Raw genomic sequence first — 14472 nt, 5'->3', positions numbered from 1 at the left:
TCCTCTAGTCCTCGGCGGGCAGGCGCAGTTGGAGCATGGCGAGGAGGCGCTGCTGCGGCTGGGCGAGGTCGATGCCGGTCAACTGCTCGGCGCGGCGCACCCGGTAGCGCAGGGTGTTGGGATGGATGTGCAGGGCGTCGGCCGCCACCCGGACCTCGCCGAGGGCGTCGAGCCAGGCGAGGACGGACTCGGCGAGCCGGGTGCCGTGGCGGCGGTCGTACGCGGTGAGGGCGGTCAGGCGCGGGTCGCGCAGGCCCGTACGGTCCTGGAGGAGCGCGAGCATCTCGCTGACCAGCACCTCGGCCTGGACGTCGATCAGCGCGGCCACGTCGAGGTCCACCCCGCCGCGGTTCATCGCGTCGAGGATGCGGTCGGCCTGGGCGCGGGAGTCGGGCACCTGGGCGAGGGCGTCGACGGTGGAGCCGATGGCGGCGCGCAAGGGGACGCCGAGGTGGTCGCGGGCGGCCTGGACGACCTCGGCGGCCCAGGCCCGTACGGTGCTCATCGGCAGGCCGGAGGGCAGTTCGGGCAGCAGGACGTAGACCCGGGAGTCGATGGGGGCGAGCAGGGCGGCGCGGTGGCGGGCGGCGGTGTGCACCGAGATCAGGCCGGTGACGTCCGAGCGGTGCAGCGCCTCGGTGGTGTGGGCGCCGTAGGCGAGGACGGTGGCGGGGCGGCGCAGGTCCAGGCCGAGGTGGGTGGCGAGGGACTGCGGGCCGGTGGAGCCCTCCAGCAGGCCGGTGAGGAGGGTCTGGGTGAGTCGGACGTCGGCGGACAACTCCCGGCGGCGGCGCACGAGTTGGGCGGCTGCCACGCGGGCGGCGCCGACCAGGGCCTGTTCGGCGAGCGGGGCGAGCGGCTGGGCGCCCTCCTGGACCCAGATGGTGCCGAGCGGCTGCGCCCCGGCCCGGATGCCGACGGCGAGGCGGCGGCGCAGGCCGAGTTCGGGGTGCGGCTCGACGGCGATGGGGGCGTCGGAGGTGCGCAGGTGCTGGAAGATGCCCCACTCGCGGAGCTTGGAGAGGTACGGCTCCGGGCCCTGCCAGCCGAGGATGGAGAGCCGGCGCAGGTCGTCGACCTCGTCGGAGTCGGAGGAGCGGGAGTAGGCGAGGACGCGGCTGGAGGTGTCCTCGATGGAGACGATGCCGTTGGTGAGGACGGCGACGGTCTGGGCGAGGGAGAAGAGGTCCCCCGCGTTGGGCTCGGAGGCGCCCGGCGTGTCCGGGGCGTCGGGCCCGGCGATGATCGCGCGGGCGAGGGAGTCGAGGTGCTCCCAGCGGGTCTCGCGGCGTACGGACAGCAGGGCGACGCCCGCGTCGGTGGCGGCCTCGCGCAGGGCGTCGGCCTGGCCGGGGGCGTCCAGCTTGACGGCGACGGCGGCGGCCCCGGCGCGGCCGGCGGCGCGCAGGGCGGGGAGGGCGGCGCGGCCCCGGGCGCCGATGGCGAGGACGAGCTCGCCGGGGGCGGCGGTCGGGGGGTCCTCGGGGTCGAGGATCACGACGTCGCGAACGGGGACGTCCAACCCCTGTGGGGCGGCCTGGAGTTCGACGAGGGGTTCGCCCAGGGACATCAGCAGTTGGCGGAGCGGGAGGCCGGGGGTGGTCACGCGGGGCTCCCTTCATCCGCTCATCCGCTCGGACAACGGTGTGTGGTTGATTTTAGCCGGACGGACAGAGTTGGGGTCCGGCATTCGTAATTAGTTGACTCTGACTATTCAGGAGCGGATAGTCAGTCCTGACCAAGAGATGAGGATGTCTCGTGGCGAAGCGACGCAAGGTGTCGAACCCGTTGGCCCTCGCGGTCCTGGCGGAGCTCATGGCCGAACCGATGCACCCGTACGAGATGGGGCGCCGGCTCAAGGAGCACGCCAAGGACCGCAACATCAAGTACAACCGGGGCTCGCTCTACATGGTCGTGGAGCAGCTGCGGAAGGCCGGGTTCGTCTCCGAGCAGGAAACCGTCCGCGACACCCAGCGACCGGAGCGCACCGTCTACGCCCTCACCGCGGAGGGCAGGGCGGAGCTCTTCGACTGGATGCGCGAACTCGTCGCCGAACCGCAGCACGAGTACCCCGCGTTCGGGGTCTCGCTGTCGCTGATCATGGTGCTCCCGCCGGCCGAGTCGGTGGAGCTCCTGGAGAAGCGGCGGGCCGCCCTGACCGCCCAGGTGGCGGGGATCAGGGAGGCGATGCGCAAGGCGACCGAGGAGGGCGTCGGCTGGCTCTTCCTGATCGAGGAGGACTACCGCGTGCGCGGACTGGAGACCGAGATCGACTTCGTCGGGCAGCTCGTCACCCAGCTCCAGGAGCCGGACTTCATCCGGACCTGGGACGAGTACTTCGGGAGAATGCAATGACCGCACGACGCACGTCCGAGAACCCGTCCGAGAGCCCTTCCAGGAAGGCTCTGGTCATCGGCGGCGGCATCGCCGGCCCGGTGATGGCGCTGGCGCTGCACAGGGCCGGCATCGAGGCGGAGGTCTTCGAGGCCTACGGCACCTCCGCCGACGGCATCGGGGGGTTCTTCATGATCGCCCCCAACGGCCTCGGCGCCCTCGCCGCCGTCGGCCTCGACGCGGAGATCGGCCGGATCGGGCAGCCCGCCGGGCCGATGCTGATCGAGGACGGCAAGGGCGGCGTCCTCGCCCAGTTCGCGGGCCTCGCCGACCTGCCGCCCGGGCGCCTGATGCGCCGCGCCGAGATGTACGAGGTGCTGCAGCGGCGGCTGGACGAGGCCGGGCTCCACGTCCGGTACGGCAAACGGCTGGTCGGCGTCGACGAGCACGCGGACGGGATCACCGCGCACTTCGCCGACGGCACCAGCGCCACCGGCGACCTGCTGATCGGCGCCGACGGCACCGCGTCGACGGTGCGCACCCTGATCGACCCGGCCGCGCCCGCCGCCCAGTACACCGGCCTGTTCGGCGTCGGCGGCCACAGCGCGCACCGGCTGCCCGGCCGGAGCGGGCGGGGCGAGCGCGGCGCCGCCGTGCACTTCGCCAACGGCGCCAAGGCCTTCTTCGGGTACTGGCCCACGGCCGACGGCAGCGGCACCGTCTGGTTCAGCAACATCCCGCAGCCCGAGCAGCTCACCACCGAGCAGGCCCGCGCCGTCAGCCGGGAGGAGTGGCTGCGCCGCTGCCGCGACCTGCACGCCGAGGACGTCCCCGCCCGCGAGGTGCTGCGCGCGGCCGACGCCGGGACGATCGAGACCTTCCCCCGGCTGGAGATCATGCCCTCCGTCCCGCACTGGTACCGCGGGCGGATGGTGCTGGTCGGGGACTCGGTGCACGCGCCGTCCAACAGCTCCGGGCAGGGCGTCTCCCTGGCCGTCGAGAGCGCCGTCGAACTCGCCCGCTGCCTGCGGGACCTGCCCGACCACACGGCGGCCTTCGCCGCGTACGAGGCGATGCGCCGGCCCCGGGTGGAGAAGGTCGCGGCCGACGCGGCGCGCACCAACAGCCAGAAGACCTCCGGGTCCGTCGCGCGGATGATGTTCCGGCTGGCCGCGCCCGTCCTCGTGCGGACCGTCATGAGCCCGGAGAAGATGCTCCGGCCCGTGCACGGGTACCGGATCGACTGGGAGCGCCGGGTGGTGCCCGTGGGGCCGGAGGGGCGTTCCGGCCGGGCCGCCTGAGGGGGTGTCGTGACCCCGGCGTGACCGTGTTCGTCGGGGTGGACAACGCCGTACGGGGGAATTTAGCCGCCCGGCCAATCAAGTGGGCCCACAGGCAGGAATAGCGTTCGTGCTGTGGCCCGTGCGCGATCCGTACGGGCTTCCCCCCGCATTGAACGAAGGAGAGCGTGCGCCCTATGGACGCTGTGACCCAGGTCCCCGCGCCGGTGAACGAGCCGGTCCACAGCTACGCCCCCGGCAGCCCCGAACGGGCTCGCCTGGAGGCCAAGCTGAAGGAGCTGGGCGGCCAGGAGCCGGTCCAGCTGACCATGACGATCAACGGTGAGCGCCGCATGGGCGCCGGCACCGAGATCCACGTCGTCCAGCCGCACAACCACGCGGCTCGGCTCGGCACCCTGCGCAACGCCACCCAGGCCGACGCGCAGGACGCCATCGACGCTGCCCTGGCCGCCGCCCCGGCCTGGCAGGCGCTCTCCTTCGACTCCCGCGCCGCGATCTTCCTGCGGGCCGCCGACCTGCTGGCCGGCCCCTGGCGCGAGACCCTGGCCGCCGCCACCATGCTCGGCCAGTCCAAGACCGCGCAGCAGGCGGAGATCGACACCCCCTGCGAGCTGGTCGACTTCCTGCGCTTCAACGTGCACTTCGCCCGCCAGATCATCGCCGAGCAGCCGGTCTCCTCGGAGGGCGTCTGGAACCGCAGCGACCACCGCCCGCTCGAGGGCTTCGTCTACGCGATCACCCCGTTCAACTTCACCGCGATCGCCGGCAACCTGCCGACCGCGCCCGCGCTGATGGGCAACGTGGTGCTCTGGAAGCCGTCCCCGACCCAGCAGTTCTCCGCGCACCTGCTCATGCAGCTGCTGGAGGCCGCGGGCCTGCCCAAGGGCGTCATCAACATGGTGACCGGCGACGGCCTGGACGTCTCCGCCGTCGCGCTCAAGCACCCCGCGCTGGCCGGCATCCACTTCACCGGCTCCACCGCCACCTTCCAGCACCTGTGGCGCGAGGTCGGCACCAACATCTCCGGCTACCGCACCTACCCGCGGATCGTCGGCGAGACCGGCGGCAAGGACTTCCTCGTCGCCCACCCGTCCGCCGACCCGGCCGTGCTCAAGACCGCCATGACCCGCGGCGCCTTCGAGTTCCAGGGCCAGAAGTGCTCGGCGCTGTCGCGCGCCTACGTCCCGGCCTCGCTCTGGGCCGTCATCAAGGACGAGTTCGCCGCCGAGGTCGACGGCCTCACCATGGGCGACGTCTCCGACCTGTCGAACTTCATGTCGGCCGTCATCGACGAGCGCGCCTTCGCCAAGAACAAGGCCGCCATCGACCGGGCCCAGGCCGACTCCGCGGTCGAGGTGCTGGCCGGCGGCACGTACGACGACTCGGTGGGCTACTTCGTCCGCCCGACCGTGCTGGTCTGCCAGGACCCGGCGAGCGAGTACTTCCGTGACGAGTACTTCGGCCCGATCCTCGCCGTGCACGTCTACGAGGACGAGAACTACGACGCCATGCTGGCGCAGATGGAGTCCGTCTCCGCCTACGGCCTGACCGGCGCGATCATCGCCCAGGACCGCGAGGCCGTGGAGCACGCGATGGAGAAGCTGCGCTACGCCGCCGGCAACTTCTACATCAACGACAAGCCCACCGGCGCCGTCGTCGGCCAGCAGCCCTTCGGCGGCGGCCGGGCCTCCGGGACCAACGACAAGGCCGGCGCCAAGCAGAACCTGGCGCGCTGGACCTCGACCCGCTCGGTCAAGGAGACGTTCGTCCCGCCGACGGACTACCGCTACCCGCACATGGGCTGACCAGCCCCACCGCGGCCCCCGGGCCGCCCGCCGCGTCCGGTCCCGCAGCCGGGCGCGGCCCCAGCCGGGGCGGCGGCCCACCCCCGTACCGCCGCCCCGGTCCTTCTGCCACCCTTGGAACCACCAGCTCCTGGAGTCACGATGCTCCGTACCGCCCTTCTCGCGGCCTCCCGGTCCTCCCAGGTCCGCACCGTGGTCGAGAAGTTCCCCCTCACCCATGCGATAGTCGACCGCTTCGTCGCGGGCGACTCCGTGGAGCCGGCCCTCGCCGCGTACCGGGAGCTGATCGCCACCGGCCGCACCGTCACCTTCGACCACCTCGGCGAGGACACGGTCGACGCCTCGCAGGCGACCGCCACCGTCGACGCCTACCTGGCGCTGCTGAAGGCCCTGGAGGAGAACGGGATCGCCGCCGGCGCCGACGTCTCCATCAAGCTGACGGCCGTCGGCCAGTCGCTGCCCGTCGACGGCGAGAAGATCGCGCTGGAGAACGCCCAGCGCATCTGCGAGGCCGCGGCGAAGATCGGCATCACGGCGAGCCTCGACGCCGAGGACCACACCATGACCGACGGGCAGCTCTCCATCGCCCGTGACCTGCGGGTGGACTTCCCGTCCGTCGCCGTCGTGGTCCAGGCCTACCTGCGCCGCGCCGAGGGCGACTGCCGCGACCTCGCCCACGCCGGCTCGCGCGTGCGCCTGTGCAAGGGCGCCTACAAGGAGCCCGAGTCCGTCGCCTTCCAGGGCAAGCACGAGGTCGACCTCGCGTACGTCCGCGCGCTCAAGGTCCTGATGGCCGGCGAGGGCTACCCGCAGGTGGCCTCGCACGACCCCAACATGATCAAGATCGCCGGCCAGCTGGCCGAGTGGAACAACCGCAAGCGGGACTCCTTCGAGTACCAGATGCTGTACGGCATCCGCCCCGAGGAGCAGCTGCGCCTCGCCTCCGAGGGCAACACCGTGCGCATCTACCTCGCGTACGGGCAGGAGTGGTACGGCTACTTCATGCGCCGCCTCGCGGAGCGCCCCGCCAACCTGACCTTCTTCCTGCGCGCCATGGCCTCCCGCGGCTGAGGCGCGCCCACGGTCTGACGGCCCGCACCCTTGACGGAGGGTGCGGGCCGTTTTCCGTGCGTTTAGAGGAAGTCCTTGGTGTCCAGCTCCAGTTCGAAGGGCGCCGGGATGGTGAGCGGCTCGCCGAAGGCGGCCAGGTGAACCTCGGTGTACTCCTCGCGATGCGGCATGCCGAAGAGGCTGATCTGCGACTTCTCGCGGTCGATGAGGAGGTAGAGCGGGATACCGGCCCGGGCGTAGCAGTGGCGCTTGGCGATGCGGTCGAGATCGGGCTTGCTCGATGTGACCTCGGCGACCATGGCGACGCCGTCCGGCTCCATCCACGGCGGGGCTCCCCGGAACAGACGGAGTTCCCGCGGCGCGAACGTCGCATCCGGGATGACGTGGTTCTTCGGGCAGAGACCGCCGCTCACCAGGCGGAGGCCCTTTCCGCCGGACACTTGCATGTGGACCTTGGACTTCGCCTTGACCTGGTCGATCAGCAGGTCGATGTAGTCCTCGTGATCGCCGTCCGGCGGTGGTGCCACGATGATCTCTCCCTCGATGAGCTCGGCTCGGAAGCCTTCGGGGGAGTGCAGGCTCAGGAAGCTCTCCAGCAGGATGTCGGCCTGCGATGGGGAGTCCGTGATCGGTTGCTCATGCGCCACAGCACTCATGATGCCCCTCCTTCAGATGGGCGTCACGCTATTCACCGATGGGGTCGGCTCTGTCGTGTACGGCGGACTTTCACCCAATGGTGTGGTTTAGAGGTAGATACATGACGTGGAGGCCGACGTAGCCCTCGGTGGGGTGGAGGAAGGCTTCGGGGACGGTGCCGACGATGGTGAAGCCGAGGGACTCGTAGAGCTTCACGGCGTGGTGGTTGGAGGCGGCGACGGCGTTGAACTGCATGGCGCGGTAGCCCTGGGCGCGGGCCCAGTCGAGGGTGTACTCGACGAGGGCGCGGCCGATGCCGCGCTTGTGGTGGGCCGGGTCGACCATGTAGCTGGCGCTGGCGACGTGGGAGCCGTTGCCGGGGCGGTTGCGGTTCATGGTGGCGGTGCCGACGATCGTGCCGTCCTCGTCCACGGCCACCACGGTGCGGTTGGGGGCGGAGAGCATCCACCACTCGCGGCCCAGCTCGGAGGGCATGTCGAGGGGGTAGGGGAAGGTCTCGCCGGCGGTGACGATCTTCTGGAAGAACGGCCAGATGGAGGGCCAGTCCTCGGGGGTGGCTTCGCGGATCAGCATCCGTTCAGGATGGTTGCCGAGGTGTGGGGGCGCCAGTGGTTTTCCACTGCTCCAGGGTGAGGGCGTACTCGACCTCGCCCTCCTCGGCGCCGGGCAGCGGGTCGTCCCACGCGCCGTGGAAGGTGCGGACGTAGCGCAGGCCGGCCTTCTCCATCACCCGGCGGGAGCCGGTGTTGACGGCCATGGTGGTGGCGACGATCCGTTCGGCGCCGAGGGTGGTGAAGGCGTGGCGGACGAGGGCGAGGGCGCCCTCGGTGGCGTAGCCGTGGCCCCAGGCGGCGGGGGTGAGGCGGTAGCCGAGTTCGAGGACGCCGGGGCCGGGGGTGAGGCCCTGGCTCGTCACCGGGAGGATGGAGACCCAGCCGAGGAAGCGGCCGTCCGTGCGGGTGAAGGTGGCGAACTGGCCCTGTCCGTCGGGGAGTTCGTCGTAGTCGCCGATGATCTCGGGGAGCGTCTCGGCGAGGGTCGTGGCGGGCGGCACCGGGGCGTCGAGGTAGCGCATCACGGCCGGGTCGGCGTCGAGGGCGGCGATGTCGGGGCCGTCCGCCGGGGTGAAGCGGCGCAGCAGGAGGCGCTCGGTGGTGAGGAGTGGGTCCACGGGGCGATTGGAGCACCCGGGGGCGGGCCGGGCAACGGGGTTTCCCGGCCCGCCCCCGTACGGGCGTCAGCCGAGCAGGGCGTGGCCGACGCGGTCGGCGATCTCGGCCTGGCCGGTGGCGTTGGGGTGCACCACGGCGTACTTGAGGGGGAGGACGCTGGTGAGCACGCCGTCCAGCCAGTGGTCGGCGTCGCAGACGCTGTGGCCGGCGGAGGCGGGGTAGAGGTCGACGAAGGTGTCGTGGTGGCGGGCGGTCTGCGCGGCGACGACCCCGTTGAGCGGTTCGAGGACGGCGGTGCGGGCCCAGTCGAGGTCGCCGGGGGTGAAGGTGGCGAACTGCAGAGGGTCCCCGTAGCGGCAGAGCGAGACGTCCTCGGGCATGAGGTGCGGGTAGCCGACGGTGATCACCCGGGCGAACTGGGCCTTGGAGTGAAGGGAGTTGAGCATGTTGCCGTAGTCGCCGCTCAGCTGGTGGAAGCGGTCGGACAGGCTCGCGTCGTACTTGTCCCTGCAGGGCGTGCCCTGGCCGAGGGCGGCGGCGCCGAGTTCGATGCAGTCCTTCAGGATGCCGCCGAAACCGAGGTCGTTGCCGCCGACGCCGACGGTGACGACGTTCGCGTCCGTGGGGACGGCGTCGATCTGCGGCGGGACGGGCGGGTAGGGGGCGCCCGGGTCGGTGCCGAGCGGCGGGAGGGGGCGGCCGCCGGGGTTCTGGGCGGTCGCGTAGACGTTCAGGCTGGTGGCGCCGCTGCAGCTGACGTTGCGCAGGTCGACGAGGGAGCCGAGGTCGCGGCGGAGGACCTCGGGGTAGGAGAGCGTGGTGCGGGCGCAGCCGTCCACGGGGGCGGTCAGGTCGCCGGTGGCCTCGATGACGCCGGCGGTGTACGAGTCGCCGAGGGCGGCCCACCGGAGGGTGGCGGGGCGCGGGGTGGGCTTGGCGGCCGCCTGGGCGCCGGTGGGCGAGAGCAGGCCGGCGGCGAGCGCGGTGGCGGAGCCGGCGACGGCGAGGCGGGACAGGAAGCGTGGCACGGTCTCTCCTCAACGGGGGCGGGGGAGAGTGCGGTTCACCCCCCTGGGAGTCAGATCGAGCCGGTCGGTGGACGACTTGAGACCCCGGGAGGGTGAAATCGCGTGCGTGGGTGTGACGTTGCGGGGTCTACAGGAGCGCGGCGGCGGGTTCGATCATGCCGCGGGCGGTCTTGGCGTCGACGAACTCGCCGAGGGCCGTCATCTCCCACTCGCCGGAGGGGCGGCGGACGAGCTTGCACATCACCACGCCGGTGTACGCCTCGGAGTGGGTGAGGTCGAAGCGGACGAGCTCCTCCTCGGTGCGGACGTCGACCAGGCGGCAGTAGGCGTTGCGGACCTCGGTGAAGCGCTGGCCGGAGAAGGAGTTCACGACGAACACCAGGGCGTGGGCCTCGGCGGGCAGGCCCTCCAGGTGGACGGTGATCGACTCGTCGTCGCCGCCGTCACCGCCGACCAGGTTGTCGCCGGAGTGGGCGATCGAGCCGTTGAAGATGCTCAGCTTCATGAACCACGCCGTCTCCAGCCGCTTGTGGCGGGCGTCGAAGGCGAGGCAGGAGGCGTCGAGGTCGATGTCGCGGCCCCGGGCGGAGGACTCCCAGCCGAGGGCCATGCGGACGGAGGAGAGGTAGGGGCGGCCGTTCTTCACCAGGGAGACGGAGCCGCCCTTGACCAGGCTGACGCGGCCCTTGTCGAGGGTGACTTTGGGGCGCTCGGCGGGTGCGGGGGCCGGTGCCGGTGCGGTGGCCGCGTAGGTCACGCGGGGGTCGTACGCGGGCGGGGCCGGTATGGAGGACGGCGGCGGCGGGGCGAGGGGGAGGTGGACGGTGGGCGCCGCGGGGGAGGGCATGTGGAGGGTGGGGGCGCTGTGAGGTTCGGGGGCCTCGGGAGACTCGTCGACGGTGACGCCGAAGTCGGTGGCGATGCCCGCCAGGCCGTCCGCGTAGCCCTGGCCGACGGCGCGCACCTTCCAGGCGCCGGCCCGGCGGTAGACCTCGACCACGATCAGCGCCGTCTCCAGGCCGAGCCGCGACGGGGTGAAGGTGACCAGGACGGCGCCGGTGTCGGCGTCGCGGACGGTCGCGGTGGGCTCGATCCCGGCGAAGGTGGAGGACTGGTCGGCCGGGCTGGCGGTGACCACGATCTTCTCGATGCCCGCCGGGACGGCCGGGGTGTCCACGGTGATCGCGTCCGGCGCGCCGCCGCCCGCCGGGCGCAGGCTCACGCCGGGGCCGTGCGGGGCGTTGAAGAAGACGAAGTCCTGGTCGGAGCGGACCTTGCCGTTGTCGGCCAGCAGCAGGGCCGAGACGTCCAGCGCCTTCGGCGCGGTGACCTCGACGGTCACCCGCGGGGCCGTCAGCGGGGCGTTGCCGCCCGGGGACAGGACGGTGGGCACGGACTCCTCCTCGGATGCGGAACGGCGGCCCGGCCGGGGGGCGGTCGGGGCGCCGGGCCGGGTGCTGCCCACAGTAACGAACGGGTGCGGCGGGACGAGCCCGGGCGGGTGGCGGGGCCTCAGCGGGGCCCCGGTGGAGTTCTGCGGCGTCAGCGGGTGGCGGGCCGGGGCGCGGTGTCGGCGGGCCGGGGCGCGGCGGCCGTCGGGAAGGTGCCGAGGGAGGCGACGGCGCGGGGGCGCTGGATGCCGAAGGCGGCGGCGTTCCAGCTCTCCGCCGGGACGGCGCCGGCCGGGCGGGCGCCGTGCACGCCGAAGCTGTAGCGGCCGGGCGGGACGTCGGTGCCGGGCGGGGTGGTGAAGCGGTAGACCAGGGAGCCGCGCTCCTGCTGGGCGGTGACGAGGGCGCCGGGAAGGTCCGTCCAGGCGGAGCCGCTGCCGGGGGCGGTGGCGGTGGCGCCGGGGGCGAGGCGGAACTCGGTCTGCAGGGCGGTGACGGGCTCGGCGACGGTGAGGTCGAGGCGGTGGCGGAGGCCGTCGGGGCCGAGGGGGGTGCGCAGGGCGACGCCGGAGAGGGGTGGGGCCTCGGCCTCGACCTCGTCGGTGGTGCCGTCGGTGCCGTCGGTTTCGTCGGGGGCGTCCGGGGCCGCGTCGTCCGGGACGGGCGGGGGCAGCGGGACGGGCAGCGGGCGGCCGGGGGTGAGCGGGCGCAGGCCGGTGACGTGCGGGGACGGGTTCGGCCCTGGGCGGGCGGCGGCCGCGTCGGGGGTTCCGGGGGCGGTGGGCACGGGGCTTGCGGAGGGGGAGGGAGCGCCGGTGGGCTCGTGGTCGCCGGTCTGGCCGCCGTTCGCGGGGACGTACGGCGGGACGTACGGGGCCGGGCGCTCGGGCAGGTGGGGGCCGGTCGCCGCAGTCTCGCCGCCGCGCCTGCGGCCGGGGCCGTGTCCGTGCTGGTGGGAGGGGAGGGCGGAGGGCCGGTCCGTCTCCGGGCCCTGCTCGCCGGCGGCGGCCTCGGTGCGGTCGTCGGCGGTGGGCGTGGGCGGGGTGGTGCCGACCCGGGCGACCCCGGCGCGGCGGCCGACGCCCTGCTGCTCGTTCAGGAGCAGGGTGGTCGCGATGCTGATGCCGACCACGGTGGACATCGCCATCGCGGCGCCGGAGAAGCGGAGCGTCGGCAGCCGGAACCGGCCGCCGAACGGGCGCGGACGGCCGTGCCGACCGTGCCACCCGGGCTCGTGCCGCACGTCCCGCGCGGTGTCCTCGCGTACCGCCACCGGACCCCTCCCTCCCCGAAGCCGCCGTCGCGTCGCCGTATTCTCCCACGCACCACGAGGCACCCCGGCCCGTGCCCGCGCGGGGAGGGGGTGAGCCTACCAGCGGGCGGTCGAACGGTGGACGTTTTCCATCCACTTCGTGGACACTCGTTCGACGCACGGCAGTTGACGGGCCGTCCGGTGTTCCGGGTAAGGGGCGGAGGTGGCCGGCGGGGATTATTGCAACCTTCTTGCAACCCTTGCCGCCCGGCGACCGGTGTCGCAGGCTGGGGGCATCCCGAGCCGTCCCGGAGAGTTCGTCATGCCGCCCGACCCGCTGTCCGCAGCCTCCAGTGCGCCCCTCGCCGCCACCCCCACGGGCGGCGATGGGGACTCCACCGCCGCTCCGGCGGCGGTGGAGGAGGAGCTGATGCTGCGGATCTCGCTCGGCGACGAGCTCGTGGGCGAGGTGCGCACCCGGTTCCGGTTCGACGCCGCCCGCCCGTACGAGGTGCTGCTGACCTTCCACCTCGGGCGCCCCGACGAGGCCGACTGGGTGTTCTCCCGCGACCTGCTGCGCGACGGCCTGCACACCCTCAGCGGCCAGGGCGACGTCAAGCTGTGGCCCGCCTACTGCCCCTGCCACGGCCCGACGCTGCACCTGGCACTCGAATCCCCGCACGGCAGCGCCCTGTTGGAGGCGCCCAAGCCCACCGTCCAGGCCTGGCTGGACCGCACCTACGCGCTCGTCCCCGCAGACCAGGAACACGACTGCGGCCCCACCGACGCCCAACTCGCCGAACTGCTCTCGGGAGGCTGCTGATTCGGGCCGCCCCCGGGCGGGCGCGGCTGTGGGACGGCTGCCGGGACCGCGCCCGGCAGCCGGGCCGTGCCCGCGGCGAGGGCGGCCCGCAGATGCCGCACCGCCGGAGCGGTGGAGGCGGGCAGGAGGTCGTACGGGTCCTCCGGTCCGTCCACCGTGACCAGCACCGAATCGGCGAACCGGTACGGACGGTGGGCCAGCAGCCCGCCCAGGTAGCGGCGCAGGCGCGAGAGTTCGGCGCGCACGGTGACCGTGCGCGCCCCGTCGTCGAAGAGCGCCTCGGCGAGCTGCGCCGCGGTGCTTCCGTCACGGGCCGTGGCCAGCAGGAGCAGCAGCTCGGCGTGGCGCGGGCTCAGAGGGTGCGACCAGCTGTCCGCCGCGCCCCGGACGTGCAGCTCGGGGCGGTCCGGGCGGCGCAGATCCAGGCGTAGACGGGCGCCCTCGGCTCGATCCCGGGTCAGCTCGTCCTCCCCCGGGGCGCCCACCGGGCGCACCAGCCAGCCGTCCGCGAGCGGCTCCAGCACGCACTCGCCCAGGCCCGGCACCCAGTGCAAGGCGGCCGGGGACCACCCTCCCGTGGGCACCCGCAGGCGCTCGGGCGCGGGCAGGCCGGCCGCGGCGGCCGTCCAGCCGGCCGAATCCACGACCAGGGCCGGGCCGCCGACCCTCGCCAGGAGCGGGGCCGCGAGGGTACGGAGCTGGTGCAGGGACTCCAGGCGGGCGGCGCGCAGCTCCGTCTCGGCGAGGCGGGCGGCGGTGGCCGTCAGCTGCAACAGGTACGGGCGGACGGCGTGGGCGGGGCCGCTCAGGTTGACGGCGCCGACGAGACGGCCCGAGGCCGGATCGTGGACCGGGGCGGCGACGCAGGTCCAGGCGTGGTGGCTGCGGAGGTAGTGCTCGGCGGAATGGACCTGCATGGGGCGGCGGACGCGCAGGGTCACGGCGATGCCGTTCGTGCCGACGCTCTCCTCCGTCCAGCGGGCGCCCGTCAGGAAACCGATGCGCTCGGCGCTGCGGCGCAGGGAGCGCTCGCCCTCCTGCCAGAGGACGTGGCCCTCGGCGTCGGCGATCGTCAGGAGGAGGGGGGCCTGGGCGACCGGGGCGAGGAGGGTGTCGCGCAGGACGGGCATGACGGGGTCGAGGCCGCTGGTGCGGCGGCGGTGCTCCAGCTCGGCGGGGCCGAGGAGGACCGTGGGGGCTCCGGTGTCGGGGTCGAGGCCCAGGCGGCGGAGGCGGGCCCAGGAGTCGCCGATTTCGGGGCGGGGGGCCTGGGGGGTGGTGTCCGGGGCGGTTTGGGGGGTGGGGTTGGTGAGGGTGCGGTCGTGGAGCTTGGCCAGCTCGGTGGGGGAGGTGGTCGACGCCGTGGGTGGGGGGCGGTGCTCGGGGCGTCGGGGGTGGGGTCCGGGTTGCCGCACTCGCATCGCTCCTCGTTGGGGTCGAGGGGGCGCGTCGGGGGTGGCGCGCTGACGAAAGAGTACGGGGGGAGGGGGGATCTGGGGCGGGTTTGGGGGGTGGTCGTTGGGGGGTGGGCTCTCGGGAGGGTGGGTGGCCGGGGGCGGCTCCGGGGGTGGGCGCGCCGGGGGGGTGGATTAATTTAAGAAAACCCACCCAGTGGGCATGTGGTGCGGGCCCGTGGGC

13 protein-coding genes are annotated in these 14472 nt (G+C 73.4%); 5 read left to right on the top strand and 8 right to left on the bottom strand.

What is annotated here, in order from left to right; translation table 11 throughout:
* Window positions 1-4: 4 nt before the first annotated feature.
* Complete coding sequence (locus tag ACIRRS_RS26490; protein ID WP_402975588.1) at window positions 5-1606, bottom strand: PucR family transcriptional regulator; 1602 nt, start codon at window positions 1604-1606, stop codon at window positions 5-7.
* A gap of 152 nt (window positions 1607-1758) precedes the next feature.
* On the opposite strand from ACIRRS_RS26490, the gene ACIRRS_RS26485 reads away from it, so the two are divergent.
* From ACIRRS_RS26485 to ACIRRS_RS26470, 4 genes are all read left to right on the top strand, one after another.
* A complete protein-coding gene (locus ACIRRS_RS26485) occupies window positions 1759-2355 on the top strand; it encodes a PadR family transcriptional regulator (protein WP_402975585.1) in 597 nt (198 codons plus the stop codon).
* Window positions 2352-3635, top strand: a complete 1284-nt coding sequence (locus ACIRRS_RS26480) for an FAD-dependent oxidoreductase (protein ID WP_402975582.1) — start codon at window positions 2352-2354, stop codon at window positions 3633-3635. Before ACIRRS_RS26485 ends, ACIRRS_RS26480 begins: the two co-directional genes overlap by 4 nt.
* A 176-nt stretch (window positions 3636-3811) precedes the next feature.
* A complete protein-coding gene (gene pruA, locus ACIRRS_RS26475; RefSeq protein WP_402975579.1) occupies window positions 3812-5440 on the top strand; it encodes an L-glutamate gamma-semialdehyde dehydrogenase in 1629 nt (542 codons plus the stop codon).
* 141 nt (window positions 5441-5581) lie between these two features.
* Window positions 5582-6511 (top strand): proline dehydrogenase family protein, encoded by a 930-nt coding sequence (locus ACIRRS_RS26470; RefSeq protein WP_402975576.1) that lies wholly within the window; start codon window positions 5582-5584, stop codon window positions 6509-6511.
* Between the two features lie 62 nt (window positions 6512-6573).
* Here the strand turns inward: ACIRRS_RS26470 and ACIRRS_RS26465 are convergent, their stop codons facing one another.
* The 6 genes from ACIRRS_RS26465 to ACIRRS_RS26440 form a co-directional block, all read right to left on the bottom strand.
* Entirely contained in the window at window positions 6574-7167 is a 594-nt protein-coding gene (locus ACIRRS_RS26465) for a Uma2 family endonuclease (RefSeq protein WP_402975573.1), read from the bottom strand.
* 70 nt (window positions 7168-7237) lie between these two features.
* Window positions 7238-7741: a GNAT family N-acetyltransferase gene (locus ACIRRS_RS26460; protein ID WP_402975570.1), complete on the bottom strand. Its 504-nt coding sequence runs from the start codon at window positions 7739-7741 to the stop codon at window positions 7238-7240.
* A gap of 4 nt (window positions 7742-7745) precedes the next feature.
* On the bottom strand, window positions 7746-8339 hold the full coding sequence (locus ACIRRS_RS26455) for a GNAT family N-acetyltransferase (RefSeq protein WP_402975567.1): 594 nt from the start codon (window positions 8337-8339) through the stop codon (window positions 7746-7748).
* Window positions 8340-8405: 66 nt separating this feature from the next.
* Window positions 8406-9368 carry an SGNH/GDSL hydrolase family protein gene (locus tag ACIRRS_RS26450; protein WP_402975564.1) on the bottom strand — a complete coding sequence of 321 codons (963 nt, stop codon included), beginning with the start codon at window positions 9366-9368 and terminating at the stop codon, window positions 8406-8408.
* Between the two features lie 127 nt (window positions 9369-9495).
* Entirely contained in the window at window positions 9496-10749 is a 1254-nt protein-coding gene (locus tag ACIRRS_RS26445; RefSeq protein WP_402975784.1) for a TerD family protein, read from the bottom strand.
* A gap of 161 nt (window positions 10750-10910) precedes the next feature.
* Window positions 10911-12032: a hypothetical protein gene (locus tag ACIRRS_RS26440; protein WP_402975561.1), complete on the bottom strand. Its 1122-nt coding sequence runs from the start codon at window positions 12030-12032 to the stop codon at window positions 10911-10913.
* 301 nt (window positions 12033-12333) lie between these two features.
* On the opposite strand from ACIRRS_RS26440, the gene ACIRRS_RS26435 reads away from it, so the two are divergent.
* Window positions 12334-12834, top strand: a complete 501-nt coding sequence (locus ACIRRS_RS26435; protein WP_402975559.1) for an SsgA family sporulation/cell division regulator — start codon at window positions 12334-12336, stop codon at window positions 12832-12834.
* Here the strand turns inward: ACIRRS_RS26435 and ACIRRS_RS26430 are convergent.
* Window positions 12750-14249, bottom strand: a complete 1500-nt coding sequence (locus ACIRRS_RS26430) for a GAF domain-containing protein (RefSeq protein ID WP_402975556.1) — start codon at window positions 14247-14249, stop codon at window positions 12750-12752. The genes ACIRRS_RS26435 and ACIRRS_RS26430 overlap by 85 nt on opposite strands.
* Window positions 14250-14472 lie beyond the last annotated feature (223 nt).

Origin of the sequence: Kitasatospora sp. NPDC101183 (assembly GCF_044767945.1) — a bacterium.
In the GTDB taxonomy this organism is placed as follows: Bacteria; Actinomycetota; Actinomycetes; order Streptomycetales; family Streptomycetaceae; genus Kitasatospora.
Note: the sequence above shows the minus strand (reverse complement) of the source record. Positions and strands in the feature narration are given on the sequence as shown.